Raw genomic sequence first — 25,176 nt, 5'->3', positions numbered from 1 at the left:
AAGCATTTTATCCCCTTATTTAGGGTGTTTTTCGAGGTATTCTACCCAGATTCTTGCCGCCTCTTCCACCATTTTAGCACACGGACGTTTGCTATAATATTGAGTATTACGTTCTTCGGGAACAGTCGAAATCGGCTCTTTTTTCTTTAATCCCAACAATTCTCCGCAAATCAACGACCCGTTGCGTTTTTTAAATTCGGCAGCCAATTCCTGCACTACCGCATAGTTTGCAGCTTTTCCTTCACGATCTGTCGCTTCGGTAGCTCCGGTTTCCAGTCCGGCTATCAGGAACAGTCCGCAAGCAGCCCCGCATGTCTCACGCATCCGCCCGATTCCTCCGCCAAAAGAGGCTGACATACGCACTGCCTGCTCCTGTGTGAAACCATACATATCGGCAAATGCAGCTACTACAGACTGCGAGCAGTTATATCCGCTCTTAAAAAGTTCTACAGCTTTTTGTATTCTATCTTCCATGCTATTTTCTGTTTTTATTCTATTTCCAAAGCCATTGGACAATGATCTGAATGTACGGCATCGTTCAGTATGCTGGCACTTTTCAGCATCGGACGTACCGGCTCACTGGTCATGCAATAGTCAATCCGCCAGCCTTTATTCTTGGCACGCGAATTAAAACGATAGCTCCACCACGTATACTCCTGTTTCTCCGGATAGAGCAGACGGAAAGAATCAATAAATCCTGCAGAAAGGAAACGAGTCATCCATTCCCGTTCTTCGGGCAGGAAGCCGCTGTTCGTGGCATTCCGGACAGGATCATGAATATCAATCGGCTCATGACAGATATTATAGTCACCGCAAAGGATAAGGTTCGGACGAGTCTTGCGCAGCTCTGTCACATATTTCTGAAAGTCTTCCAGCCACACCATTTTAAATGCCTGCCGTTCGTCTCCGCTCGTTCCCGAAGGATGATAAACACTGACTACGGACAAGTCGCCAAAATCCGCACGGATAAAACGCCCTTCATTGTCATAAGCTTCTATCCCCATACCATATTCCACATGATCGGGTTCCTGCTTAGTAAGGATCGCCACACCGCTGTATCCCTTCTTTTGTGCAGAATAGAGATAAGCCTTGTAACCCAAAGCTTCAAATACTTCTGCCGGATATTGGTCCGGCTGTAGTTTTGTCTCTTGCAGACAAAGAATATCCGGATTCTCCTGCACCAGCCATTCCGGCAAACCTTTAGAAGCGGCAGCACGAAGCCCGTTCACATTATAAGTAATAATCTTCATCATTTTATAGTTTATAGATTTATGTTCGTTTTATGAAAACAGCAGCATTATATTCAATACCGAAACAATGACTGCAATAGCATATAATACAAAAGTACTCCAACGGCTATTGACATAATTCCCCATTACCTTTCGGGATGAAGTCAGCCCTACTTGCAGGAATACCGTGAAAGGCAACTGAATACTCAATATCATCTGCGAAATCAGTAATCCCTTGAATGGATCGCCAATAAAGAAAATCAGCAACAGCGCAATTCCCAACGAAAGGATTACTCCTACCTGCGAGTGACTGTCTTTAATATGATATGACTCTCCAAAGATACCTGCAAAGATAGAACCTGCCGCCATTCCGCTTGTTATAGTGGACGAAATACCTGCCATCAACAGAGCCAATGCGAATACGATTGCCGCATTACTTCCCAACAAAGGTTCAAGCAGTGATTTGGCTTGTTGCAATTCTTCCACCTGAATGCCGCTTTTAAAGAAAGTAGCAGCAGCCAGCAGAATCATAGCACTGTTAATTGCCCAGCCAACGATCATCGAGAAAAGCGTATCGAACAACTCGTATTTCAATACTTTCTTGATAGACGCATCGTCTTTCTTATTATACTCGTGACTCTGTATTACTTCCGAATGCAGAAACAGATTATGAGGCATCACAACCGCTCCCAGCACACTCATAATAATCAGCATACTACCCTTCGGGAAAGCAGGCGTCACCCAACCCATCGTCGCAGCCGGCCAGTCTATTTCTACCAGAAACAATTCATAAATAAATGAAAGACCGATCACCGAGACAAAAGCAATAATGGAACGTTCTATCTTTTTATAGGAGTTGGTAAAGAGCATGATGGAGACAAAAAGTGTGGTCAGCACCGCCCCCCACATAATAGGCATATCAAACAGCATCTCCAATGCGATGGCTCCTCCCAGAATCTCAGCCAATGAAGTAGAAATAGACGCCAATACCGCCGTACCCAAAATAGGACGGGATACCCATTTAGGAGTATATTTCGTAGCGGCTTCCGAAAGGCAAAGCCCCGTAACAATCCCCAAGTGAGCAACATTATGCTGGAGGACAATCAACATGATAGTGGATAAGGTGACCACCCAAAGAAGTGAATAGCCGAACTCGGAACCTGCGGCAAAATTTGATGCCCAGTTGCCCGGATCAATAAATCCGACAGTTACCAAAAGTCCGGGACCAATATATTTAAAAACATCCAGTCCGCCCAGATAACGTTTATGATCTTTCCGTTTCAAGTCTTGAAAAATATTCTTCATCATTGCATAATAGTTTATTCAGCACAAATATACTTATAAATAACGACCGAAGGTCGATTTTGGTTCAAAATACCGACAAATAGGGAAAGGTACGGCACAATAAAAAACCTCCGGCAAAATGAATTGCCGGAGGCCAGTGTATATTTTATAAAGGGAGACTTCCGTTAATATCCCATTTCATGCAGTGCATGGCACAACTGATCGGGACAGGACGTCGGTCTGCCACTGCAACGTACTCCTTCAAGTTTCTTGATAACCTCTTCTACCTTCATTCCCTTTACCAGACGTGAAAGTCCCTGAAGATTTCCGTTACATCCTCCCCAAAAGGCAACTTCCTTCACAACTCCATCTTCTACATTCAGTTCGATGTTTGTGCTGCAAGTACCCTGGGTTCTATAAACATATTCCATAATCCACTTACTCCTCGTTTCCGCCTTCTTCCGGCTTCATGTTTGTATAAACAGTCTGCACGTCATCAAATTCTTCAAGACGTTCTATCATCTTATCTAAAGTTTCGCGTTGTTCCGGGGTTACCTCTTTCAGATCGTTCGGGATATAAGTAAAATCACCGCCGACATCCTCGAAGCCACACTCTTCAAGATGTTTCTGAATAGCGGCATAGCTCTTAGGATCACCGTAGATAGTGATTGTTCCTTCTTCGTCATCCTGTTCGTACTCATCTTCTACGTCGTAATCAATCAGATCAAGGATCAGTTCTTCCATATCCATGCCGTCCTTTATCTTGAAAGTGAACATACATTTATGGTCGAAAAGGAAAGCCAATGATCCCATTGTTCCGAGGTTACCACCAAATTTATTGAATACAGAGCGTACATCGGCTACCGTACGAGTCGTATTATCAGTCAGCGTATCTACAAAGACAGCAATTCCGTGAGGACCGTATCCTTCGTAAGTCATGCTCTTGTAGTCGCTCTGGTCCTTACCCATTGCATTCTTAATCGCACGTTCGATATTGTCCTTCGGCATATTCTCACGCTTACAAGTAGCGATGACCGAACGCAGTGTCGGGTTATTTTCCGGTTCCGGACCACCCGCCTTCACGGCAATAGCGATCTGTTTACCCAGTCTTGTAAATGTTTTAGCCATGTGGCCCCATCTTTTCAGCTTTGCGGCTTTTCTATATTCAAATGCTCTTCCCATTGGTTTGTATTAATTTTGAATTGTGAATTTTAAATTTATCTCAATTTTGCATTCAGCTTATCTTCCAGATTCTTCACCAGTTTAGACATGATCTTATCGATCATCTTATCGTTCAGCGTCTGAGTTTCATCCTGAAGCAGGAAGCTGACCGCATACGATTTCTTACCTGCTTCGATGTTCTTACCTTCGTATACATCGAAGAGTTCCACTTCTTTCAGCAGTTTCTTTTCTGTATCGTAAGCGATTTTTTCGATTTCGGCAAACTGTACGTTCTTGTCGAGCAACAATGCCAAGTCACGCTTCACAGCAGGGAATTTGGAAATTTCCTTGTAGCTGATCTTCACTGAACGGATAGCCTTCATCAGTTCTTTCCAGTTCAAGTCGGCATAATACACCTCATTATCTATATCGAATGCTTTCAGCAGTTTCTTCGTCACAACACCGAAAGAGGCAAGACGCTTCCCCCCCTTGGTATGAACAGAAAGTGCGGTAGCGAAAATATCGTCAGTCAGATTGCCAACTACCAGGTTGTGCAAATCCAGTCCCAGGCGCTTCAATATATTCTCTACATAAGCCTTCAATTCGTATACCGAACTGTTTTCATCCGGGTGTGCCCATGAGTTGGCTACTTTCTTTCCAGTCACCCACAAACCCAAGTGATAGTCTTCCGAATAGGTAGCCAGTACTTTTTCCGGATTCTTCTTGTCCGCATCGAAGTAATAGCAGTTACCGAATTCGAAGAATTTCAAATCGGCATTCTTGCGGTTTGCATTGTGAGCGATACTTTCCAGTCCACCGAACAGCAATGTCTGACGCATACAGTTCAGATCGGCACTCAGTGGATTCAGCAGCATCACCAGATGGTTGGATGAATAGTTCTCCAGACCGTCGTAGTAAGCGGCACGAGTCAGAGAATTATTCAGTATTTCATTGAAGCCACAGCCAACCAGCTGTTCTGCAACCAGATTCTGTAATTTGTTTGATTTATCATGCTCACCCTTGGTTGTCAGACTGGAGTTCAGCGTAGTCGGGATTTCTACATTATTATATCCATAGATACGTAGAATATCTTCGATCACATCGCAATCACGCTGTACGTCTACACGATAAGGAGGAACGGCCAATGTCAGTCCGTCAACTGTCTCATTCATGATTTTCATTTCCAGGCTGGTAACAATGCTCTTGATCGTTTCCACGGGAATCACTTTACCAATCAGCGAATTTACTTTCTCATAAGAAAGTTCTACCATAAAGTCTTGTGGAACTGCAACGCAAACATCCTTAATTTCGGATGAGATAGTGCCACCGGCCAGTTCTTTCACCATCAGAGCAGCCAGTTTCAGACAATAGATTACTCCGTTCGGATCGATGCCACGTTCGAAACGGAAAGAAGCATCCGTATTCAGACCGTGACGACGGGCAGTCTTACGCACCCATGTAGGATGGAAATAAGCGCTTTCGATAAATACATCTGTCGTAGCTTCCGTAGAACCGGAATCCAGTCCGCCGAATACACCGGCAATACACATCGCTTCTTCTTTGTTGCAGATCATCAGATCGCGTTCGCTCAACTTGCGTTCCACTTCATCCAATGTGACGAATGGAGTGCCTTCCGGCAATGTCTTGACAATTACTTCATTGCCTTTTATCTTTCCGGCATCGAAACAATGCAATGGCTGACCGAAAGCATGAACGATATAATTAGTAATATCCACTACATTATTAATAGGACGTACACCGATCAAGCGCAATTTATTCTGCAACCATTCGGGGCTTTCCTTCACAGTAACGCCTTTCACCGTAACGCCGGCATAGTGAGGACAGGCTTCGCTGTTTTCAACCACTACTTCGATATCCAAATCATGATTTTCCACCTTAAATCCATCTACAGATGGACGTTGCAAAGTAGCCTGCTTGCCATTCTGAATCAGGTAAGCATACAAGTCGCGGGCCACACCATAGTGTGAGCAAGCGTCTGCACGGTTAGGAGTAATATCTACTTCGAGTACGTAGTCACTCTTGATATTATAATAGTCTTTGGCGAGAGTACCCGGAACAGCTTCAGCCGGCAACACGATGATTCCTGCATGATCGGTACCAATACCGATTTCGTCTTCTGCACAAATCATCCCTGTAGATTCTACACCACGGATTTTTGACTTCTTGATAGTAAAGCATTCATCACCGTCATAAAGTTTGGTACCCAAAGTGGCAACCACTACTTTCTGTCCGGCAGCTACATTCGGAGCACCGCATACAATCTGTACAGGTTCGCCGTCTCCCAGATTGACGGTAGTGATATGCAAATGGTCGGAATTCGGATGTTCTTCGCAAGTCAGCACTTCACCGATTACGAGTCCTTCCAAACCACCCTTAATGGTTTGCACTTCTTCTACACCACCTGTTTCCAAGCCGATTGAGGTCAGCGCAGCAGCCGTTTCATCGGGGGTCAAATCAAAGTTGACATACTCTTTCAGCCAGTTATAAGAGATATTCATATAATTAAATTTTTATTGTTTCTCAAAAAGTTTCGCAAAGTTAATAAGATTTTTCGGTTGACATAGAACGATTTGAGAGAAAAATGTCAAGAGAAGCTAAACTAACAAGGACCTGACTGTATTATTCCCCAATAAATTCATGGTTGGTGACAAAGTGGCAAAAAATAAAGGGGTATTCTTTGTCATTTTTGCCACCTATCCCCATCAGAATACAACCCGGCTATACTCTATAAAAAATAATCGACCGCTCGATTGGAGTAAATCGAGCGGTTATTTTCATCTGACTAAGCGGTCATTTCTATTCAACCCAAACGAACGTTTTTTAGAAAGGTAACGGTCCTTCCGTTGCACCGAACGGATTATTTCCCTGCGGAACAAAGTCCGGTTCCGGCGGAGGCGGAGGCATAGCACCGGCATTCAGTTTAGACCCCAGCATGGCACCTGCAGGTTCACCCGGCATCGGTATAACCATATCATCTTCCGGATTAGAGAATCGTGTAAACTCACCTTTGAATCGGAGCAAGACTTCACCTACCGCACCATTACGATGCTTGGCTATCACAATTTCCGCCATACCGCGAAGGTCGTTACCACGATCATCCTGATAAATCTTATAATATTCCGGACGGTGAATAAAACACACCATATCGGCATCCTGCTCGATGGCTCCGGATTCACGAAGGTCACTCAACTGAGGGCGTTTACCGTCAATACCTTCACGACTCTCCACACCACGATTCAACTGCGACAAGGCTATAATGGGAATGTTCAACTCCTTCGCCAATCCTTTCAACGAACGGGATATCGTACTAACCTCTTCCTGACGGCTACCGAATGCCATACCACTCGCATTCATCAACTGAAGGTAGTCAATAATAATGATTCTCACCCCATGTTCACGCACCAGACGACGTGCTTTGGTCCGGAGTTCAAACACAGACAAAGACGGAGTATCATCCACATAAAGCGGAGCATCCAGCAGATCTTTCAGTTTGTAGTCCAACTGTTGCCACTCATAGCTTGCCAATTGTCCACTTTTGATCTTCTCACTCGGAATCTCACAAACATTGGTGATAAGACGGTTGACCAACTGGACGTTACTCATTTCAAGAGAGAACAACGCTACCGGATTCCGATAATCAACAGCAATATTTTTAGCCATAGAAAGCACGAAAGCTGTCTTGCCCATGGCAGGACGGGCAGCGATTATAATAAGGTCGGAGTTCTGCCAACCGGAGGTCATCTTGTCCAGTTTCGTAAATCCACTTTCAAGACCACTCAGACCGTCCGTTCGTGCAGCCGCTTTCTGAATCAGCTTATACGCTTCGTCAATTACCGGATTAATCTGCGTATAGTCTTTCTTCATATTCTGCTGGGAAATCTCAAACAGCTTGCCTTCCGCCTCCTGCATCAAGTCGTCCACATCCAGTGTCTCATCAAAAGCCTTGCTTTGAATATTACTGGTAAACGTTATCAATTCGCGCGCCAACGATTTTTGTGCAATAATACGGGCGTGATATTCGATATGTGCGGAAGAAGCAACCTTACTGCTCAACTGAGTAATATAGAACGGTCCACCGACCTCTTCCAACTCACCTCTTTTGCTCAACTGCTCTTTGACCGTCAGAATGTCCACCGGCTTCTGATTAACGGCAAGATCAGTAATGGCAGCATAAATCAACTGATGACGATGCTCATAAAATGACTCCGGGCGAAGAATCTCACTCACCAGCGAATAAGCATCCTTCTCAATCATTAAAGCACCCAACACCGCCTCTTCCAGCTCCGGTGCCTGAGGTTGGATACGACCATAATCATTGACCGGTTGTACTTTAGTTGATTTTGTGTTACGGGAATTTCTTCTTTGTTCAGCCATCTGCTTATATACAATTTTATGATTTACAATTTATGATCCCCGGCTTTTATACATAGTAAAATCCGAAAGGGATGACAAAGATAGAATATAATAATGAAGAAAAGATAAGGAAAAATGAAGATTTTAGTAACTTTGTCACCAATAGCATAAATTCGCAACCCATAATTTAAAATTCAAAAATAATAATTCAGAACGAATATGATCACTTTCCCAAACGCAAAAATAAACCTGGGACTCTCTATTACCGAGAAGCGTCCGGACGGATATCACAACCTCGAAACCGTATTCTACCCCGTCGCTCTCGAAGATGCGCTGGAAATCCGGACCAGCCCCGAAGCGGACAAAAAGTTCTCCCTGCATCAGTACGGAATGGAGATATCCGGTAATCCGGAAGACAATTTAGTGGTGAAAGCATATCTGCTATTAGATAAAGAGTTTCACCTCTGTCCTATCGAGATCCATCTGTACAAACACATTCCTTCCGGTGCCGGACTGGGAGGAGGCTCATCAGACGCGGCTTTCATGCTGAAATTACTCAACGAACACTTTCAGCTGAATTTATCCGAAGATCAGCTGGAAATATATGCCGCAACTTTGGGAGCAGACTGCGCTTTCTTTATCAGAAACGCCCCGACCTTTGCCGAAGGAGTCGGTAACATATTCTCCCCCATTCCACTATCCTTAAAAGGATATCAGATTCTGATCATCAAACCGGATGTATTCGTATCAACGCGGGAAGCTTTCGCCAATATTCACCCTCATCATCCCGAATACTCGATCAAAGAAGCGATCAAACGCCCGGTAAATGAATGGAAAGAGATATTAATCAATGATTTTGAAGACAGCGTATTCCCCCAGCATCCGGTGATCGGAGAAATTAAAGCCGAGCTATACAGGCAAGGGGCTGTTTATGCCTCTATGAGCGGTTCCGGTTCTTCCGTATATGGATTGTTCGAGCCGGAAGGGACTTTACCTGAAACTGATTGGGGAACTAACGTATTCTGTTTTAAAGGCAGGCTGTAAAAGAGTAACAAAAAACGGTACCACGACTCCCGTCGTAGTACCGTCACAACACAAACACAAAATAAAACACGACAAAACTACTATGCAATCATACCTGTCTATGCCGGAGAGGCATAAGTACCATTTACTCATATTCACATACTCACAAACAGATCAAGCTGATTAGCATCTAATAAACAAATCGAATGAACGATTTGTTTAAACTTTTATGTTAATTAAAACAAATATCTTTTTACTGAATGCCTCTTTCACGGAGTTTCAGCTGCCAATTCCATGCAGAGCGTAAAGTATCTTCTAATGTTTCTACCGCTTTCCAACCCAGTTCCTGGTTTGCATAATCGGGATTAGCCCATACCTTTTCAATATCACCTGCGCGACGGCCTACAATCTGATAATTCAATTTAACGCCGGTAGCTTTTTCAAAGCCATTAATCAGTTCCAATACTGAAACGCCGCGTCCTGTACCGATATTAAATACTTCTACTTTTTCTTTCTGTTTTTGCTCCAAAATACGACGGATTGCAATCACGTGTGCTTTAGCCAAGTCAACAACGTTGATAAAGTCACGGATACAAGAACCGTCAGGAGTATCATAATCGTCACCGAATACACTTAGTTTTTCACGGATACCCATCGCTGTCTGAGTCAGATAAGGAATCAGGTTTTGAGGAACACCGTTCGGAAGTTCACCCAGCAATGCTGTAGGATGTGCGCCAATCGGATTGAAATAACGCAGCAAAATAGCATTGATCGGGGCACCGGAAGCTATTGTATCACGGATAATTTCTTCATTAATCTGTTTTGTATTTCCATAAGGAGATTCCGCTTTCTTGATCGGAGCCTTTTCCGTTACAGGCAACTCATCCGGTTGACCATATACTGTACAGGAAGAAGAGAACACTATGCCTTCTACTCCATGTTTAGGCATTAACTCCAGAAGGTTGATTAAAGAAACCAGGTTGTTACGATAATAAAGCAACGGCTTCTCTACCGACTCTCCTACTGCTTTGCTTGCTGCGAAATGAATAATCGCTTTAATTCCTTTATATTTGGCAAATACGGCATCAAGGCCAGCAAAATCAAGACAATCCAGTTTCTCAAAAGCTGGGCGGATACCGGATACTTTCTCTATATTGTCAACAACGTCAGCACTCGAATTTGATAAATTATCGATAATGATTACTTCGTATCCACTGTTTTGTAGTTCTACAACGGTATGAGACCCAATATAGCCCGTTCCTCCCGTTACTAAAATTCTTTCTTTCATATAATTTTAAAATATGGTTAGTTTTTCGGTTTTCAGTTTGTTTGAGGTACAAATGTATGGAAATAAAATGGAAATGCAATAAACTATCGCAATTTTATTCACAGGAAGATACTTACGGGACGATTTGAGGGCGTTTTGGTATGATAAAAAACATATTCGGTATGAACAGATATAAAGAAAAAGGCCGGAAACAAACTGCCTGTATGTTGCCATACGACAGAGTTTCCAGCCTCTTTATCTAATTATCAACTTAGTCTTTTACACGACGCCAGAGAAGCCCATGAATGCCATTGCCAGCAAACCTGCGGTAATCAAAGCAATCGGAGTCCCCTGCATTCCTTTCGGAATCTTCACCAGGGTCATCTGCTCACGCAATCCGGCAAACAATACCAGTGCCAGACCAAAGCCAAGAGCAGTAGAGAATGCGTATACAACACCTGTCAGCAGATCAAAGTCTTTCTGGATGACCAGGATTGCCACACCGAGAATACAGCAGTTCGTTGTAATCAACGGCAGGAACACACCCAGTGCCTGATACAAAGAAGGAGAAACTTTCTTCAGAATAATTTCTACCATCTGCACCAGTCCGGCAATAACCAGAATAAAAGTGATTGTCTGTAAGTACCCCAATCCGAAAGCGTCCAACACAAACTTCTGAATCAGGAATGTGACGATGGTAGCGATAGTCAGCACGAAAGCAACTGCCGCACTCATACCCATCGCTGTTTCCACCTTCTTGGAAACACCCAGGAACGGACAGATTCCCAGGAACTGCGACAACACAATGTTGTTTACAAAGATTGCCGAGATAAATATCAATATATATTCCATATTCTTTTCTTATTTAATAGAGTTAGGCTTTCTTCAGACTATTAATAATGGCAATCAGATAACCTAAAGCGATAAAGGCACCCGGAGCCAGAACAAAGATCAGCATTCCGTATTCTTCCGGCAGAATGGTCAGATTAAATATCTTACCTGTTCCGAGGAATTCACGTACGGCACCCAACAGAGTCAGGGCAATGGTAAAGCCAAATCCCATACCGATACCATCAAACATAGAGGCCAGCGGATTGTTCTTCGCTGCGAAAGCTTCCGCACGTCCCAATACGATACAGTTTACTACGATCAGCGGAATGAAAAGACCGAGGGTAGCATACAGATCGGGCACGTATGCTTGCATTATCATCTGCAACAGTGTCACGAATGACGCGATCACCACGATAAATGAAGGGATGCGTACCATATCCGGAATCAGATTCTTGATAGATGAAATTACCACGTTCGAGCAAATCAGGACGAACATAGTGGCCAGTCCCATACCCATACCGTTGATTGCCGATGATGTCGTACCCAGTGTAGGACACATACCGAGCAGGAGCACAAAAATAGGATTCTCTTTGATAATCCCGTTCATCATTACTTTAAAATTATTCATAACTGTCTCCTCCTTTCTTAGTTATTAGTGTCATTAGCAGCTGCTTCACCTTCCGGTGCAACAGCCGGTTCATTTTTCTGGGAAGCTCCGGAATTCGTATCCACCTCACCGCCTTTATATGCCTGATAAGCAGCATTCACCGCATTCAGGAAAGCACGTGAAGTGATAGTAGAAGCCGTGATAGCATCTACCTGTCCATTCATGTCTTTGGTCACAGCCAATGGAGTCTCTCCCGGATTCATGCCCAAAATAGACTTTGCACTTTCTTCGTGAGATACCGGTTTTTCGTTCTTTGCAGGATCATAAGCTCCAAACCATTTGTCCGCTTTCGAACCCAATCCCGGAGTTTCAGCGTGCGCCAATAAAGAGTAGTTATAAATCTTGCCTTCAGCATCAAAGCCCACCAGCACTTTCAGTTCACCGCCAAATCCCATTGACTTGGCTTCAACGGCAGAACCTACCCACTTTTCGCCATTCTTGGCCGGATAGATAATGAAATCCACGATTTTCTTTCCGTCTTTCTCGCTGAAAACAGTATCGCTTTCGGCTACCGGATTATTGGTATATTCAGGAAGCACCTTTTTCAAGGCCTCGTTCAGCGTCTTTGCATTCGCTTCGGCAATAGGGCCTTTCGTCAGTTCGTTCACATAAGCCAGCAACGCTACGGAAACAGCTGTAACGCCCGTAAGTACCAGCAACATATTCTTTAAAGATGATTGTAACTTTTTCATTTCTTCTTCGCTACCTCCCCAAAGCGTTTAGGTTTACAATAGGTGTTAATCAGCGGAGTGAACGCATTCATAATCAGGATGGCGAATGACATACCTTCGGGATATGCACCGAACAGACGGATAACCACCGTCAGCAGACCGATACAAACACCGTAAATCAGCATACCTTTCTTGCTCATCGGAGAAGTCACATAGTCGGTTGCCATAAAGACAGCTCCCAGCATCAGACCTCCGGAGAGTAGTTGCAATATCGGAGAAACATACTTTTCGGGATCCACCATGTGCATAATGCCTGCAAATACAAATACAGTCACAATGATAGAAACCGGAATATGCCAGGTGATGATCTTTTTCCAGAGCATGTATACCAGTCCGAGCAACAGTGCCAGCGCACTTACTTCACCGATACATCCGCCGTTCTGTCCGATAAACAGAGTCAGCGCATCAGGTATCTGGCTCAAAGCACTTGCATCGCCGTGAATAGCCTGTTTCATCAATGCCAGCGGAGTAGCACCGGTGGTAGCGTCCATATAAGATGTCAGCTGACCTACTACCGGCCATGTTGTCATCTGCACCGGGAAAGAAAGCAACAGGAATACACGTCCCGCCAATGCCGGGTTGAATGGGTTGCAGCCCAGACCACCGAAAGACATCTTGCCTACACCGATTGCGAACAGTGCACCCAGAATGATAATCCAGATAGGCAGATTGGAAGGTAGATTGAATGCCAGCAACACACCTGTAATGACAGCAGAACCGTCACAAATGGTTGTAGCAGGTTTCTTCATTAAGAATTTAACGATCGCCCATTCGAAGAATAAACAGGCTGCTACCGAAGTAGCCGTGACAATCAGAGCCCCCAGTCCGAAGAAATAAAGCGACACCAGAAAAGCCGGAATCAGTGCGATCAGCACACCATACATATTTTTCTGTACGCTGTCTCCGCCATGCACGTGGGGTGATAGTGATACGATTAATTTATTTTCCATACTTCGTTATTTTTTAGCTTGACGTGCACGAATCATAGCTCCTACTTTACCCTTACCCAAGCGGCAGTAATCAAGCAGCGGACGGTTGGCAGGACAAGTGAACTGACAGGAACCGCACTCGATACAATCCATGATTCTTTCTTTTTCCATTGTTTCAAAATCTCCGTTTTCGGACAAAGCTCCGAGCAAGTACGGCTCCAGTCCCATCGGACAAGCGCTCACACACTTTGCACAACGGATACAGGTTTGTGCTTCACCACGTTTGGCTTCCTTCTGATTCATAATCAGGATACCGGAACTGCCTTTTGCGGTAGGAACTTCGATATTCATCAGAGCCTTACCCATCATCGGACCGCCACCGATCACTTTTCCCGTATCCTCCGGCAGACCGCCACAAGCATCAATCAGCTGTTTCATCGGTGTACCGATACGCGCCAGGAAGTTGGAAGGTTTGGCCACAGACTTACCAGTTACGGTAATCACACGCTCAAACAACGGTTTATTTTTCTGAACAGCTTCATAAACAGCAAATGCCGTACCCACATTCTGCACAACTGCCCCAGTAGAGATAGGCAGCGCACCACTTGCCACCTGGCGTTTGGTAATCGCATCAATCAGCTGTTTCTCACCACCCTGAGGATATTTCACTTTCAAAGGAACAACTTCGATGCCTGCATAACTGGAAGCAACTTTCGTCATCAGTTCAATAGCATCCGGCTTGTTATTCTCAATTCCGATAAATGCCTTATTTACCTTCACGGCTTTCATCAGAATGGAGACACCTACCATGACTTCTTCCGCGTGTTCCAGCATCAGCTGATGGTCGGCAGTCAGATACGGTTCACATTCCACCGCATTGATAATCACACATTCTGCCTTGAACGAAGGAGGCGGACAAAGTTTCACCTGTGTAGGGAAACAAGCACCACCCAAACCTACGATACCGGCATCGGCAATCTTCTTCACGATTTCTTCGGACGAAAGCTCACATTCTTTGACCAGTGTCTTGCTACGGTCAATGGTTTCTTCCCATTCGTCGCCTTCTACATCAATAAAGATAGCAGGTTTTGCATAACCGCTCGCATCGACTACTGTATCAATCTTCGCCACTTTTCCACTGACAGAAGAGTGAATTGCTGCCGAAACGAAGCCGGCAGGTTCGGCAATCTTCGTGCCTACCTTCACCATATCACCTTTTGCTACTATCGGTTTGGCAGGTGCGCCAATGTGCTGCCCCAACAGAATAACTGCCTTTGCAGGAACTTCCGCTGTGATGATAGGTTGATGTGCCGACAATTTATTTTCGTGTGGATGAACTCCACCAATTGAAAATGTCTTTAACATACAATTCTGTATTTTATTCTGTTATTATTCTGTTACCTTCGGAGCTTCTGCAGCAACTGTTTTCGGTGCTTCTTCCGCCTTCGGTTTACGTGGAGGGAAGTTCAGCTCGATAATTGTGTTCTGCGGACAAACTTCCACGCACTTACGACATGATTTACACTTGTTCGGATCGATGTAAGCCAGGTTGTTCTCCAGCGTAATGGCTTCGAACGGACAAGTCTTGACACACTTACCACAGCCGATACAGCTCACTGTACAAGCCTTACGTGCTACGGCTCCCTTGTCTTTGTTCACACAAGAGATGTACACACGGCGTGATTTCTTGCCTTGCGGACGAATCTCGATGATCGCCTTCGGACAAGCCTTTACACAAGCGCCACAAGCTGTACATTTGGCTTCATCCACTTCCGGAAGTCCCGTTTCAGGATTCATGTGGATAGCATCGAACTGGCAGGCAGCCACACAGTCGCCACATCCGAGGCATCCGTAGCTACAACCTGTTTCTCCACCATACAATGAAGCGGCAATAGCGCAACTCTTCGCACCGTCGTATTGATTAATACGCGGACGGTTGGCACAGCTTCCGTTACATCTTACTACTGCTACCATCGGTTCAGCTTCAGTAGCTGCCAGTCCGAGAATATCAGCAATTTGTGCCATGACAGGCTGACCGCCTACAGGGCAGAATTTACCATCCAGCGAACCGGCTTTGACGCAAGCATCGGCAAATCCGCTACAACCAGGATAGCCACATCCACCACAGTTTGCCTGGGGCAACACTTCCCCCACCTGGGCAATCCGCGGGTCTTCATACACGGCAAATTTCTTGGAAGCTACATAAAGAATAGCGGCCAGCACGAGCGCTATAGCTCCCAATGAAATCACTGCAATCAGAATCAAATTCATAATGTTTTAGTTATTTATTGGTTTTATAGTAAATGAAAAATGTTGTTTCATTCGCGTTTTATTGAGCCACAATACGAAATAATAAGGAATAAGAACTGCCAGAGAAAGAAGAGCCGCATACAGTTCATTCCCTATCAACGCCATCCATGCGAACAGGGAAACAATCAGAAGTACAAAAGGAATTATGAATGCAAGGGTTACAGCCATCATGCCCATCGACGTTTCGCCGATCACCATCACCCGCTCTCCTACCTGATAGGAAGCAGCTGTAACATCCGTTATATCTATGATTTTGTCTTTACTATCCGCCGAAGAACAGTGTCCTTTTGCGCTACAAGCCGCACAAGCCGACGTCTGAACGATTCTCACCGACAGATGAGAACCCTGTATGTTTTCCACAATACCTAGATGCTTTATAGTATTATTCGTCATTTTGCAAACTCAACATTACAAATCGCGGCAAATTTAATCATTATTTGTGAACTACGAAGCATTCCCTCATTTTTTTCTACATAATAAAATGTTATTTTTTGTGTTTTCGTTATCGCACACGAAAAAGTAACGCCAACTATTTGATATTTTAGCATACAACAAAGCAGGCGGGAAAGTTCTTCCCGCCTGCCTGTCTTATCTAACCAATTACTTTATTTACTGAATGCTGCTTACAATGATGCAGCCTGTACTCCCAGTACTCCGGCAATCGCACCGGCTACAGCAATGATTACTTTCAAAACTACACTCCAAGTTTTCTTCATAGATTTTTCCTCCTTTCTTTTTAAGCTTTTCAGATTATACAGTCGGATCCGGGGCTTCCTCATCTCCTCCTTCATTTCCACCACCGCCATTTTCACCATCATCCGGATCATTCGGAGTCACAGAGGCATTCAACTTCTTCAGATATTCATCCAGACTGATCAAATCCAGTTTTTCATCTGCACGGGTAGCCGTCTTCGTGATACGCAGTTCCTTATTCGCCTGAAAGAAGATGCGTACGCTATCCACACTTTTAGCATTGACATCTTTCGCTGCATCCGCCCCTTTCGAACAAGCAGTCAGCATAAATACACCCAAGCCTTCGATATTCACAGACTTACCTTCCAGAAGTTGCTCTTTCATTTTCTCCACAAAATTCTGAATCACACTCTTGATATCACCGATGGATAAAGAAGAATAGCCCTGCATTTTCTGCGCAATATATTTCAGATTGACAGACTGACCTAAAGTGATCAGATGCGGATAATATTTCTTGGGAGAATTGGGAACACGCGGGTCAGATGGTCGCGTAACAACTTTGTAAATTACACTCATAATACGTTTTTTTAAAGATTCAAATTCAAGTTATTTTATTCACGTTTTGTTGATCAACAATGCAAAGGTGAGGCTTTTATTTCAGATAACAAAAAGAAAAGCCCCTTGCGGGGCTCTTTTTCTGAGAAAAGTTATAATTCATAGATATTCAGATATTTATCTTTTTGTATCTTGACCATATCCATAGCCGTAACCATAACGTTTACCATAGCCGTAGTGTTTGCCATACTTACCGTAGCCGTAGTAATAACCATATTTTCGCTTCTTCAGGTCTACGCCGTTGATGACGGTACAAAGATTAGGCAGCTTCTTCTCAAAAGACAGTTCATTGATCAATGTATATTCTGCCTTATGAGTGTAGTCAGCACGGCATACGTAAACTGACAAGTCTGCTACACGACCTATTAATAAGGTATCCGTTACCATGCCGATAGGAGCAGTATCAAGGATGACATAATCGAAGTTCTTCTTCAAGGTTTCTATCGCTCTGTCCAGACCGTTACGAGCCAACAGTTCCGTTGGATTAGGAGGAACAGTACCACCCGGAAGAATAAACAGATTCTTATTCACATCAGAAGGTTGAACAAGTTCCATCAAATCCGTCTCAGGATTGGAAAGATACTGAGTAATACCTCTCTCCTTATTAGAGAGCTGGAATACTTTATTCAACCCCGGCTTACGAATATCGAGTCCGACAATCACCACTTTCTTTCCCAAAAGAGAAAGACTGATAGCCAGGTTCGACGAAACAAACGATTTTCCTTCACCACTGACAGTCGAGGTCACAAGGATAACCTTCTGATCATTATCGAGCATAAACTGAAGATTGGTTCGAATATTACGGAAGGTTTCACTCATCAGATTATTCTTGTTCTCGAAGACAGCGATAGAACCATTCTTATCATTCTTCTCATCAGTTAATGGAATATCACCGACAACAGGAACACTCGTTAGTTTCTCCACATCGGCACGACCTTCGATCTTGAATTTCGTCAGTTCAATCAAGTAGATGATACCAACCGGAATTCCAACACCAAGCATCAATGCAATCAAATAGATCATAGAGCGTTTGGGAGATACCGGGATATCATCAGCTATCGCTTCATCAATGATCTTCGCATTATTCGCAGTGGCAGCAAGCGCAATAGCATTCTCTTCACGTTTCTGTAACAACATCAGATACAATCCTGCCTTGATCTCCTGCTGACGGGCAATACTCACATAAGCACGTTCCTGACCCGGAGCGTTGCTGATACGACGGGAATAACGACTCGCTTCACGGTCAAGGCTCTCTTTGGTAATCATCAGTCCCTGCAAGGTTCCTTCAAGGGTAGCCTGTACATTGGCTTTCATAGCACGGATACTCGTATCTAGATTCACAATCGTGGGATTATTTTCTGTTGATGTGCGTAGCAAGCGTTTACGCTCAATAAGCATTTCGTTATAACGTTCAATGGCTCCAATCAAGGCAGCATCCTGTAAACCTACATTACTCGGCAAGACTTCGTATTCATTGCCTCGCAAATACTTACGCAAGTCATTCACCAAACTGATTTGAGTACGGTTCTCTACGCTCTTCTTTTCATACTCAGCATTACCAGCTAAGGCTATCTGAGCTTCACTCGTCAAATCCGTGATACCTGCATCACGCTTGAAAGATTCCAAATTAGCTTCCGTACTACCCAATTCTTTTGAGATAATGCCAATACGTTCATCAATAAATTCCGCCGTCTTCTGAGCGATTTCGTTTTTATCATTGTTCGTATTGCGATTATACATTTCAAGCAACTGGTTGATAAAGTCCTGTCCACGCTGCAAACTGGAGTTCTTCAACGAAATTACGGCTACAGAAGTAGTCTTAGAAGTAGGGGCAATAGACAAGTTTTTACAATAGTCTTTTGCCACTCTCATCGGTTTGTTTATTGTCGCAGTTATATGGCGTATATTCTTCTCTATCCGAGGAACTTTCGTTCCATCCTGTAAAGTTACCGAATCAGCCGCCTGAAAGAAGGCCAGCGTGCCTTCATCAGTCGGAAAGATAGCAGGCAACTTCTCAAAATGCTTCTGATAACCCTTCTCACCTACAGTCACATTCACATCCATACTACCTTCAGGCTGTAAGGTCATCTCCACCATCATTGGTACATTCAATTCTTCAGCCTCCTGAGATGTCAGACTCACCTGCACCGGAGAAGTCTTATATAAACCTTTAGCAGGAAATTCATCCTCATCTTTATAAGTTATATACAATCCCAACTGATTAACAACCTCTTTTACGAGTGTTTTCGAACGTAAAACTTCCAACTCGTTATCAATATTTTTAGAAGAAGTCATCACACCACTTAACCCCATATCCTCCAATTCCGAAGAAAGTCCTGCACCTCCACCCTTCTTCTCGTCTTTTATGAGAACAGTGGCGGAAATATTATAAATGGGGGTAGCCCAATGCAAATAAAACCACGCGCCAACAAAACATAGCAACACTGCCCCTACAAACCAGGGCCAATGAATAATATACTTAAAAAGAAGCGCTCGGAAATCAATCTGATCCTCAGTCAATTCACGTTCCTTCACGTTTTGATTTTCTTCCTTCATAACCCTTTCTTTTTATTTCAAGATGTTAAACAATAAACTGGCAATAGAAACAAGGATTGAAGTAGCAGAGAACCACAAGCTTGTACTAGTTCCGATATCCGAATTTCGTGCTTTCGCTTTATTAGGCGTCACGTAGATGATATCATTCTGCTGCAAATAATAATAAGGAGAAAGAATAGTCTCCGCCTTATTCAGGTCCAACGGAATAATTTCCTGCTTACCATTGGCGTTCTCCCGTATCAGCTTAACATCATCACGCAAACCGTATACAGTCATATCTCCTGCCATAGCTAAAGCTTCCAGAATGTTCACTTTTTCATTAGAAATCGTGAACGTACCAGGACGGGCAACTTCGCCGATTACGGAAATCTTATAATTCACCATACGTACTGTTACAATAGGAGTTTCTTTTATATAAGGTTTCAGCCTTTCCACAATCATTTGCTCTGTTGCTTTCTTCGTTAATCCACCCACATGTAGTTCACCCAACACTGGAAAATTGATATTACCTTCATTATCCACCAAGTACTGTTGTAAGACTGGCTGAGTGGTGGCATAATTCAAAGCCATATTATTCTGCGTTGCAACAGTCAAATTGAAAGGCGCCGCCAATTCTGGACTAGTACATGACACCACAATGGTTAACAAATCCTTTGGCATAATCTTTGCATCGTACAGTTGTTCATTCTGGGTACTATACAGTACTACTTCTGCATCCTGCAAGTAAGGTACTTTTTTGTAAGACTGGCAGGCTGTTAACAGAAAAGCTACCAATAGGCAATAGCCTAGTTGTTTCATTTTCTTCATATATTTCTTTCTATTGTTTTTAATACTATAATTATAAATTTTATTTACTCCTCCATAGATAACTTCTTCCAATTTACCTGCAAGACACGTTACAGCTTCTCCAGTATTTTCATATTGATAAATAGACACTTCCGTTTGTGCCTGCAAAGCATTCAGCATTCATTGTAATGTGTCAAATTACATAAGTCATAATTACAACGCAAGGATGGCAATTCAGCCGCCTGAGTTAATAACCCTTTTGGAAAATCTTTATCAATCATCTTTTCCATTAATTATTGAACTCAAAAACTCACATCTTGTCTTATCTGTCCTCTGTACCTAAAAGAAGTATGCACATAATCCCCCTATTACTACTTTTTTCATTGGAGAATCTAAATGAGATTAGAGGGACTTTACGATATCTACGAAGTTCTCGATAACATACTCTACATCCTCCTCTGTCATCTTAGTGTTAAGTGGAAGTGTCATTGTATTCTCGAACATCTTGTAGGCATTGGGAAAGTTCTTAATGTCGAAACCGAGAGTCTTATAGGCAGTCATCATAGGTAGCGGCTTGTAGTGCACGTTGGTAGCGATGCCACGTTCTGCCATCTTAGTGATAACATCGTTCACCTGCTCACGAGTCTTGCCTAACAAACGGATGATGTAAAGGTGATGACTTGAACAATGCTCAGCCCCTTTATGGTCGAGAACAGCCACATTCAGTTCCTTAAAAGCCTCATTGAAACGCTCTACATACTTTTGACGTTTCTGAAGCATTGTATCGTAACGCTCCATCTGAGCCAAACCAAGCGAAGCCATGATGTCGGTCATATTACATTTATACCAAGGGCCAATCACATCATACTCCCATGATCCGAGCTTAGTTTTTGCCAAAGCATCCTTGTTCTGTCCATGGAGACTGAACAACTGGCACTTGCGGTACAGAAATTCATTCCATGTCTCTCCCTCGAAGACAGGAATAGTAGTATCTATATCCATTATTATAGGTTCGTTTCCAAATGGTAGATGCCAAGTAAGTGCGCCACCTTCTGCCGTAGTCAAATTCTTAACAGCATGGAAACTGAAGGAAGAGAAGTCTCCAATCTCACCAGCCATCTTACCTTTCCACTCGCTACCAAAAGCGTGAGCACAATCCGAACTGATTATCACACGCCCAATCTTCTTCTGTAATTCATTAGTAGGACGGAACAAACCCTTCTTCTGCTCAAGGATCTCCAAAATCTTGTCATACTCACATACCACACCACCTAGATCAACAGGCACAATCACCTTAGTACGTTCTGTGATAGCCTCAGCCAACTTTTGTAGATCCATCTGCTGGTTTTCCTCGTTGCTATCTACCATCACTAAGTGGCACCCCACATGCTGAGTCACACTTGCACTAGCCGTATAAGTATATGCAGGCACAATTACCTCATCCTCAGGCCCCACTCCAATCAGACGAAGCGCAAGTTCCATAGCAGCTGTTGCAGAATTCAGACATACAGTCTTATCAGTATGTACGTATGCCGAAATCTTCTTCTCAAATTCTTTTGTCTTAGGACCAGTAGTAATCCAACCACTCATGATAGCCTCTACTACCAATCTCGTTTCAGTTTCCGTCATATCTGGAGGACTGAAAAACACGTTCCTTTTTTTAAAATCAGTACTCATTTTACTGTATGTTTTAAAAGTTATTGTTTATCTTTCAGTAATTATCACTTTGAATGTCATAAAGATCAGCTTAATGTCATACCAAAAACTAGCGTTCTCAACATACTCCAGGTAAAGCTTGATCTTCTCCTGCATAATCACATTGATGTAGTAATCCTCTGGGGCCTCAGCCTTTTCCATCAGTTCATTCTCATTACGGAACTTGATACTTGCAGGATCTGTAATACCTGGACGTACATCCAACACGTGCATCTGCTCTGAAGTCCAATAATTCACATAATAGCGAACCTCAGGACGAGGGCCTACCAAACTCATGTCGCCGATAAGCACATTGATTAATTGAGGTATTTCATCAAACTTATATTTGCGGATGTAATACCCAGAGCGTGTAATCCGAGAATCACGCCCACCAATAGTCACCAATGATCCTTTGTCCGCCCCTACATGCATGGAACGAAACTTTAAAATACGGAAATTCTTATTGTTCTTGCCTACACGCACCTGACGATAGAACACAGGGCCTTTTGAATCCATCTTGATCCAAATGGCAAGGACTAAAAACAATGGGCCCAACAGCACAAGCCCAATTCCACTCGCTACTATATCAAATAATCGTTTCATATAACTTATTATTCATTCTCACAGGCAATAACATCGAATCATAGGCTTATGTCCTCCGTACTACCTATCATAACCTTTATACTCTTTAATTCTCTGTTCCTCACTTCTCTGACAAATAAGAATATAACCATTTTTCTCAGAGGCAATATATCCATCTAAACCCTGAAACACAACCTTATTTGTATCTTCTACATAAACCACATAATTCTTGCATTCGTACACGTAAATGTTACCAATTGCGCCATTATAAATTCATCTTTTTGAAGTTTATCATGTAACGAAGCCCAATTACCAAGATTGCTCCATCCGAAATCAGCAGGATGAATATATACCATACCAACCTTTGATACAGGATACAGGCTCCATGACTGCATAAACAACAGAGACCTTTTCTACATTCGGAAAAATCTCTCGAACCTTTGAAATTTCTGAAACTTCTGAGGCAATAATAGCATCCATCTCCTCTACAATACTTGGTTTATACTTACTAATGCATTCTGTAATGGTATTGGCACTCCATACCAATATACCTGTATTCCAAAAATAATTGCCAGCAACAAGATATTTCTTTGCTGTTTCAAGGTTTGGCTTCTCCTTGAATTCATTTACGCTATGAATCTTCTCCTCCCTAAGGAAGACTCGACATATCCATAACTAGTTTCAAGACAAAATGGCTTGATACTGATAGTTACGATATCATTGTTCTTCTCTGTATAAATTAGCGCATTCTTTATAACACGCCTGAACTCCTCTCGATTCATCACTATTACATCTGTAGGAGTAACAACAAGTTAGCGTTAGCTTCTTCCTTACAGATACTCCAGCAAATCCAAACAATGCAAGGAACTACATTGCGTACAACAGGTTCAGCTAAGATTAGCTGCAAATCCCTAAGTTGTTTTTTGATGCTATGTCTAAAATTCTGTTGAACAATATTAGGCTAGCTGGTTATTTCATTAATGACAGAGTTAAGACTTCGTCTACACAATTGCTCGCATTTATTAATATTCTTCCTTTAATAGCCTCAAGAGCAAAAACTTGCACTCCATGATCAACAGCAAAATCAAACCAATAATTCCACTCATTTGCATTCAATTGAAATGTAAGCAATCTGTTAAAATCCTGCCTAAAAAGAGATACTCATAATAATGCTAGGAGCAGATTTTTCCTAACTATTAATTCCATTTATTGGAAATCGTCTTTTCAAATAGCTTAATATTTTACTTAAGATTATCCTTCAAGTAATCGTTTAGACACAAGATTTGTTTAGGACGATTGAATTTATTCTCAGCACAATCAACGCAGTTCTTTGCCATCACTTTCATTTCCTCAGGATGAGATACTGCATACTTAATATTATCTTTTAATCCTTCATAGTCTTTAGAATGGGCCACCAATCCGATATTGTTATCCTTCACAATACGGGCCCCCTCACCTTCTCCAACAAACATAATAGGTAAAGCTGCAGCCATAGAATCATAAATTTTAGAAGGAACTGCTCCATAGATATTTTTGACTAACGGAATCAGCGTCATATCAGCCTCTTTCAATCGAAAAGGTAATTCTTCTCTAGCAACGACACCATGATATATAATACCATTATTGGGATGAGAAGCTATAAATGCTTCAATCTCCTTCTGCTCGCCACCTGAACCATAAATATGAAATTCCATACCCATCTCAGCAAAATTGATGGACTTGCAGATATCAGCAACCCCTTGAGCGAATCCAAGCAAACCAGCATAAACCAATCTAACTTTTCCATCATTAATCTTATGCACCTTAATATCTGCAAATCTTGTAGGATCTACTCCATTCCGAAACAGATAGGTTTTATTGCCACCGTGGGAAGCAATATGATCAACAATCTCCTGAGATTGCCCCATAGAAATATAAGCCCCCTTATAAATTCTATGCTCAAGATTCTCAAGAATATGATAAAGCTTTCCTTCTGATATCGCACCCAATTCTTTCGCAGACAAAGGCCAAATATCAGAGATATTTGCAATAAATTTACAATGTGCGTGCTTGGCTAACCATTTTCCAACAAGCCCTAACGTCAAAGGAGGACTTTCAACTATTAAATAATCCAATTGCTTACTCTTCAGATAGCGTAAAGAGAATAGCACCATAAATGAGAAAGATACCATATTCCAAATTCTAGGAATCACCTTCTTTGTATTTGATGCATAGAGCCAATATCTTTTAATCTCTACACCATCTATTTGATCAGTGCATGTAATCTTACCTCTATAATCATCAAATATCTTCCCCATAGGGTAATTGGGCATACCTGTGATTATGCATACTTCATTACCACATTCCTTAAGACCATGAATCATTTCATACAAACGATTCTGAGGTGCACCCATTTCTGGTTTGTAGTATTGTGTCAATAATGCAATTTTCATTTCTGTATATT

Annotated in this window: 24 protein-coding genes; 1 reads left to right on the top strand and 23 read right to left on the bottom strand. The window is 42.7% G+C overall.

Features of this window, described 5'->3' with window-relative positions:
- Positions 1–15: 15 nt before the first annotated feature.
- The 7 genes from BT_RS03115 to dnaB all read right to left on the bottom strand — a co-directional run bounded on the left by BT_RS03115 (position 16) and on the right by dnaB (position 8,069).
- Complete coding sequence (locus BT_RS03115) at positions 16–474, bottom strand: C-GCAxxG-C-C family protein (RefSeq protein ID WP_008765511.1); 459 nt, start codon at positions 472–474, stop codon at positions 16–18.
- Positions 475–488: 14 nt separating this feature from the next.
- A complete protein-coding gene (locus tag BT_RS03110) occupies positions 489–1,250 on the bottom strand; it encodes an exodeoxyribonuclease III (RefSeq protein WP_008765510.1) in 762 nt (253 codons plus the stop codon).
- A 30-nt stretch (positions 1,251–1,280) separates the two neighbouring features.
- Positions 1,281–2,534 carry an Nramp family divalent metal transporter gene (locus tag BT_RS03105; protein ID WP_032840969.1) on the bottom strand — a complete coding sequence of 418 codons (1,254 nt, stop codon included), beginning with the start codon at positions 2,532–2,534 and terminating at the stop codon, positions 1,281–1,283.
- A 164-nt stretch (positions 2,535–2,698) separates the two neighbouring features.
- On the bottom strand, positions 2,699–2,944 hold the full coding sequence (locus tag BT_RS03100; protein ID WP_008761253.1) for a TIGR03905 family TSCPD domain-containing protein: 246 nt from the start codon (positions 2,942–2,944) through the stop codon (positions 2,699–2,701).
- Between the two features lie 7 nt (positions 2,945–2,951).
- A complete protein-coding gene (locus BT_RS03095) occupies positions 2,952–3,695 on the bottom strand; it encodes a YebC/PmpR family DNA-binding transcriptional regulator (protein WP_008761252.1) in 744 nt (247 codons plus the stop codon).
- A gap of 35 nt (positions 3,696–3,730) precedes the next feature.
- Positions 3,731–6,193 carry a phenylalanine--tRNA ligase subunit beta gene (gene pheT / locus BT_RS03090; protein ID WP_011107364.1) on the bottom strand — a complete coding sequence of 821 codons (2,463 nt, stop codon included), beginning with the start codon at positions 6,191–6,193 and terminating at the stop codon, positions 3,731–3,733.
- Between the two features lie 322 nt (positions 6,194–6,515).
- Positions 6,516–8,069, bottom strand: coding sequence for a replicative DNA helicase (dnaB, locus tag BT_RS03085; protein WP_008761250.1), 1,554 nt, complete (start codon positions 8,067–8,069; stop codon positions 6,516–6,518).
- Positions 8,070–8,267: 198 nt separating this feature from the next.
- Here dnaB and ispE point away from each other — a divergent pair, with 198 nt between their 5' ends.
- Entirely contained in the window at positions 8,268–9,092 is an 825-nt protein-coding gene (gene ispE / locus BT_RS03080; RefSeq protein WP_011107363.1) for a 4-(cytidine 5'-diphospho)-2-C-methyl-D-erythritol kinase, read from the top strand.
- A 232-nt stretch (positions 9,093–9,324) separates the two neighbouring features.
- Here ispE and galE read toward each other — a convergent pair whose 3' ends face one another.
- The 16 genes from galE to BT_RS03000 all read right to left on the bottom strand — a co-directional run bounded on the left by galE (position 9,325) and on the right by BT_RS03000 (position 25,165).
- Positions 9,325–10,359 carry a UDP-glucose 4-epimerase GalE gene (gene galE, locus BT_RS03075; RefSeq protein ID WP_011107362.1) on the bottom strand — a complete coding sequence of 345 codons (1,035 nt, stop codon included), beginning with the start codon at positions 10,357–10,359 and terminating at the stop codon, positions 9,325–9,327.
- Positions 10,360–10,617: 258 nt separating this feature from the next.
- On the bottom strand, positions 10,618–11,190 hold the full coding sequence (gene rsxA / locus BT_RS03070) for an electron transport complex subunit RsxA (protein WP_008761247.1): 573 nt from the start codon (positions 11,188–11,190) through the stop codon (positions 10,618–10,620).
- Between the two features lie 22 nt (positions 11,191–11,212).
- A complete protein-coding gene (rsxE, locus tag BT_RS03065) occupies positions 11,213–11,797 on the bottom strand; it encodes an electron transport complex subunit RsxE (RefSeq protein WP_008761246.1) in 585 nt (194 codons plus the stop codon).
- A 17-nt stretch (positions 11,798–11,814) separates the two neighbouring features.
- A complete protein-coding gene (locus BT_RS03060) occupies positions 11,815–12,528 on the bottom strand; it encodes an RnfABCDGE type electron transport complex subunit G (RefSeq protein WP_032813361.1) in 714 nt (237 codons plus the stop codon).
- Positions 12,525–13,517: an RnfABCDGE type electron transport complex subunit D gene (locus BT_RS03055; RefSeq protein ID WP_008761244.1), complete on the bottom strand. Its 993-nt coding sequence runs from the start codon at positions 13,515–13,517 to the stop codon at positions 12,525–12,527. Before BT_RS03055 ends, BT_RS03060 begins: the two co-directional genes overlap by 4 nt.
- A gap of 6 nt (positions 13,518–13,523) precedes the next feature.
- Positions 13,524–14,861 carry an electron transport complex subunit RsxC gene (rsxC, locus tag BT_RS03050; RefSeq protein WP_011107360.1) on the bottom strand — a complete coding sequence of 446 codons (1,338 nt, stop codon included), beginning with the start codon at positions 14,859–14,861 and terminating at the stop codon, positions 13,524–13,526.
- A gap of 24 nt (positions 14,862–14,885) precedes the next feature.
- Complete coding sequence (locus tag BT_RS03045; protein ID WP_008761242.1) at positions 14,886–15,767, bottom strand: Fe-S cluster domain-containing protein; 882 nt, start codon at positions 15,765–15,767, stop codon at positions 14,886–14,888.
- 6 nt (positions 15,768–15,773) lie between these two features.
- Positions 15,774–16,199, bottom strand: coding sequence for a SoxR reducing system RseC family protein (locus BT_RS03040; protein WP_008765125.1), 426 nt, complete (start codon positions 16,197–16,199; stop codon positions 15,774–15,776).
- Positions 16,200–16,429: 230 nt separating this feature from the next.
- Entirely contained in the window at positions 16,430–16,522 is a 93-nt protein-coding gene (locus tag BT_RS03035) for a smalltalk protein (protein ID WP_008765124.1), read from the bottom strand.
- Between the two features lie 34 nt (positions 16,523–16,556).
- Positions 16,557–17,075 carry an HU family DNA-binding protein gene (locus BT_RS03030; RefSeq protein WP_011107359.1) on the bottom strand — a complete coding sequence of 173 codons (519 nt, stop codon included), beginning with the start codon at positions 17,073–17,075 and terminating at the stop codon, positions 16,557–16,559.
- A 156-nt stretch (positions 17,076–17,231) separates the two neighbouring features.
- Entirely contained in the window at positions 17,232–19,670 is a 2,439-nt protein-coding gene (locus BT_RS03025; protein ID WP_011107358.1) for a GumC family protein, read from the bottom strand.
- A gap of 12 nt (positions 19,671–19,682) precedes the next feature.
- On the bottom strand, positions 19,683–20,636 hold the full coding sequence (locus BT_RS03020; protein ID WP_011107357.1) for a polysaccharide biosynthesis/export family protein: 954 nt from the start codon (positions 20,634–20,636) through the stop codon (positions 19,683–19,685).
- A gap of 222 nt (positions 20,637–20,858) precedes the next feature.
- Entirely contained in the window at positions 20,859–22,133 is a 1,275-nt protein-coding gene (locus BT_RS03015) for a DegT/DnrJ/EryC1/StrS family aminotransferase (protein ID WP_011107356.1), read from the bottom strand.
- Positions 22,134–22,160: 27 nt separating this feature from the next.
- Complete coding sequence (locus BT_RS03010; protein WP_011107355.1) at positions 22,161–22,754, bottom strand: sugar transferase; 594 nt, start codon at positions 22,752–22,754, stop codon at positions 22,161–22,163.
- Positions 22,755–23,066: 312 nt separating this feature from the next.
- On the bottom strand, positions 23,067–23,372 hold the full coding sequence (locus BT_RS24520) for a sugar phosphate nucleotidyltransferase (protein WP_225011961.1): 306 nt from the start codon (positions 23,370–23,372) through the stop codon (positions 23,067–23,069).
- Positions 23,373–23,974: 602 nt separating this feature from the next.
- Positions 23,975–25,165 carry a glycosyltransferase family 4 protein gene (locus tag BT_RS03000; RefSeq protein WP_011107354.1) on the bottom strand — a complete coding sequence of 397 codons (1,191 nt, stop codon included), beginning with the start codon at positions 25,163–25,165 and terminating at the stop codon, positions 23,975–23,977.
- Positions 25,166–25,176 lie beyond the last annotated feature (11 nt).

This window comes from Bacteroides thetaiotaomicron VPI-5482, assembly GCF_000011065.1.
Taxonomy (GTDB): Bacteria; Bacteroidota; Bacteroidia; order Bacteroidales; family Bacteroidaceae; genus Bacteroides; species Bacteroides thetaiotaomicron.
Note: the sequence above shows the minus strand (reverse complement) of the source record. Positions and strands in the feature narration are given on the sequence as shown.